Annotated in this window: 2 protein-coding genes; both read right to left on the reverse strand. The window is 45.1% G+C overall.

The genetic code is table 11. The annotated features are described in order from the left end of the window. Positions 1-133: 133 nt before the first annotated feature. Positions 134-1,765, reverse strand: a complete 1,632-nt coding sequence (gene treC / locus QZ169_RS11480; RefSeq protein WP_295507157.1) for an alpha,alpha-phosphotrehalase — start codon at positions 1,763-1,765, stop codon at positions 134-136. 69 nt (positions 1,766-1,834) lie between these two features. Continuing rightward, the coding region (gene treP / locus QZ169_RS11485; protein WP_295507159.1) for a PTS system trehalose-specific EIIBC component at positions 1,835-3,594 on the reverse strand (1,760 nt) is incomplete at its 5' end.

Below are 3,594 nucleotides of genomic sequence, written 5' to 3' on the forward strand. Positions count from 1 at the left end.
AGAAAAGAATCAAATTTTGCAAAGGCTTTCTCAAAATTCTGTATTAGTTTCTCTCTCTTCAGAAAAATACTTGTCTAGGCTGGCCCAACAAATAAAAAAGAATCTGGAATTTTTTCCAGATTCTTTCTAGACTTTAGTTTTCACCTACTAAAATTGCCAAGGTTTCATATGGCTGCAAGGTCATCACATGGTCAACCTGAGTCTTGCCATAGTTGGATAGGAGAACCTGGCCATTTTGATAATCCGGCAGGATGTCCACCGTAATCGGGTCAGCATAGAAGTTGTTAAGGACTAAAAGCTTTTGTCCTTGCCACTCCCGCTCAAAGGCATAGACCTGAGGACTGTCCTCATAGGCTGGCTGATAGCTGCCCTCTGCGATGATAGGTAGTTCCTTACGCAGGGCAATCAATTTCTGATAAAAAGTAAAGATTGGTCCCTTGATTTCATTTTCCACATTGATGAGAGGATAGGATTTGCCCGCCTTCAGCCATGGAGTTCCTGTTGTAAAACCTGCATTGGCTGAATCATCCCACTGCATAGGCGTCCGAGAATTATCACGAGATTTAGTCTTGATGATCCTGAAGGCTGCTTCTGGCGATTGACCTTCAGCAAGCAGACTCTGGTAAGCATTGATGGACTCGACATCCACATAATCTTCCATGGAGTCATAGTCAGGGTCCACCATGCCAATCTCCTCACCCATGTAGATATAAGGCGTCCCGCGCGACAGGTGAATACTAGCTGCCAGCATGGTCGCCCCTTCATTGCGGAAATTTTCTACATCAACAAAGCGGTTGAGAGCTCGCGGCTGATCATGATTGTTCCAAAAAAGTGCTGACCAACCGTCGTGATCGCTCATTTCCTTGCCCCAAGTATGGAAGAGGCGTTTTAACTCTTCAAAGTCAAAGGCCTTAAGCGTCCACTTCTGTCCAGCTTCATAGTCCACCTTGAGATGATGGAAATTAAAGGCCATAGATAGCTCCTGCCGGTCTGGTGCCGTGTAAAGAATGCAATTGTCAATCGTCGTAGCACTCATTTCGCCAACCGTCATAACGGAATCGTCCTGACCAAAGGTTGCTTCGTTCATCATACGCAGATAGTCATGCACGATTGGCTTATCAGTATAGGCTGGCTTGCCCTCCTGCTCTGGACAGTCCGTCAGCACTTCATCTTTTCCAATGACGTTGATGACATCAAAGCGGAAGCCCTTGACTCCTTTGCCTCGCCAAAAATTCACCACTTTAAAGAGCTCTTGACGAACATTGGGGTTGCGCCAGTTAAGATCAGCTTGAGTCACATCATAAAGATGCAGATAATATTTGCCCGTATCGCCAAATGGCTCCCAAGCACTGCCACCAAACTTGGACAGCCAGTCCGTTGGCTCATCCCGCAGGATAAAGAAGTCCTGATAGTAGGAATCCCCAGCCAGCGCCTTTTGGAACCACTCATGCTCAATCGAGCAATGGTTAAGAACCATGTCTAGCATAAAGTCAATACCATGCTGCTGGCCAACCTTTACCATCTCTTCAAAATCTGCCATATCCCCAAAGACAGGGTCTACCGCAGTGTAATCAGAAATATCGTAACCGTTGTCCCGTTGCGGACTCGGATAGAAAGGATTGAGCCAGATCATGTCCACTCCCAGCTCTTTCAGATAAGGAAGCTTTTCAATAATCCCGCGAAAATCTCCCAAACCATTGCCAGTCGTGTCTTTAAAAGATTTTGGATAAATTTGGTAGACAACCTTTGTTTTATCAAGCGTCATATTTTCTCCTTTTTTGAGAAAAGGGACAGGTTTTAAAGCACCGTCCCTTTCTATAGTCATTTCATTTTTTTAAAGCGGCTTAGCGTTCATCAACTGACTACCTCGCTCAACTTCCCGAGGAAGTTGTTCAAGTTCCTCCACTTGATAACTGTCTGAGTTTGTAATGATGACTGGTGTTTCCGTTACATAGCCCGCTTTCTTGATCATGTCTATATCAAAGGAAATGAGCTTGTCACCTGCCTTGACCTTATCTCCTTGAGACACATAGCCCTCAAAGCCTTTGCCTTCCAGATTAACAGTATCCATTCCGATATGCATCAGGATTTCAACACCTTCATCTGACAGGATACCGATGGCATGCTTGGTTGGGAAGAAGACTGTTACTCTACCATTGACTGGTGAAACCAACTCCCCTTGGCTAGGAACAATGACAACTCCACGCCCCATTAAACCTTGTGCAAAGACAGGATCTGTTGCCTGACTCAATTCTTTGACTTCTCCTGCCAGCGGACTAGTAATCGTTACAGGAGCTGATGAATCAGCTGCTTTCACCTCTGGAGATGACTCGGCTTTGGATGGCCCGGCAAATTCAGCCTCTTCCTGAGCTGCAAACTCTGCCTGCAATTCTGGATCTTCCTCTGTCTTCGTCAAGAAGCCTGTCTTGTGGAAAAAGAAAGTCAGGAACATTGGTACAAGGATTGCTACAAGCATAACTCCTGCAAATGGAATCATATATTTTGCCTGGATAGAAAGGATACCTGGTAAACCACCAATACCAATGGCATTTGCTGTTATATTAAAGGTTACAGAAAGCAGACCCGCAATAGACGAACCAATCATTCCCGCAACAAATGGATAAACGTACTTGACATTGACCCCGAAGAGAGCAGGCTCAGTAACACCAAGGTAAGCTGAAATGGTTGCAGGCAGGGAAATTTGCGCTTCCCGCTCATCATGGCGTTTCATAAGGTAATAAGCAAATACAGCTGAACCTTGAGCAATATTAGATAGAGCAATCATTGGCCAAAGACCAGTACCACCGGCATCAGCTACCAACTGAGTATCAATGGCATTGGTCATATGGTGAAGACCTGTGATAACAAATGGAGCATAAAGGGCACCAAATACTGCGCCAAAGAGCCATTTAACTGGACCAGTTAAACCTGCAAGTACAACTGTTGAAAGCCCCTGACCGATTGTCCAACCGATAGGACCCAAGACAGTATGAGCCAGAATCAGAGCAGGAATCAATGATAAGAATGGCACAAAAATCATAGATACTACTTCTGGAATATGTTTACGCCAAAAGATTTCCAGATAAGATAGAGATAAACCTGCTAAAAGGGCCGGAATAACCTGAGCTTGGTAACCAACACGATTGACAGTGAAGAAACCGAAATCCCAAACCCAGTCCTTAGCGATTTCAGCTGCTGGTGTCGATGCTACTGAATAAGCATTGAGCAATTGTGGTGACACCAAACAGATTCCCAAGACAATCCCAAGAATTTGGCTAGTTCCCATTTTACGAGAAACAGACCAAGTGATTCCTACCGGCAGGAATTGGAAAATTGCTTCTCCCGGAAGCCACAAGAAATGGTTAATTCCAGACCAGAATTTGGATACCTCTGTGATTGTTTTCCCATCCAACATAGACCAATGCACGCCCTCAAGGACATTTCGGAAGCCAAGGATTAACCCTCCGACAATCAAAGCTGGAATGATCGGGGTGAAAATTTCCGCCAGAGTGGCCATAACCCGCTGAAGGGGATTTTGATTGCTCTTAGCAGCAGACTTGGCTGCTTCTTTTGATACTCCCTCAATACCTGAAA

Source organism: uncultured Streptococcus sp., assembly GCF_905372115.1.
Lineage (GTDB): Bacteria > Bacillota > Bacilli > Lactobacillales > Streptococcaceae > Streptococcus.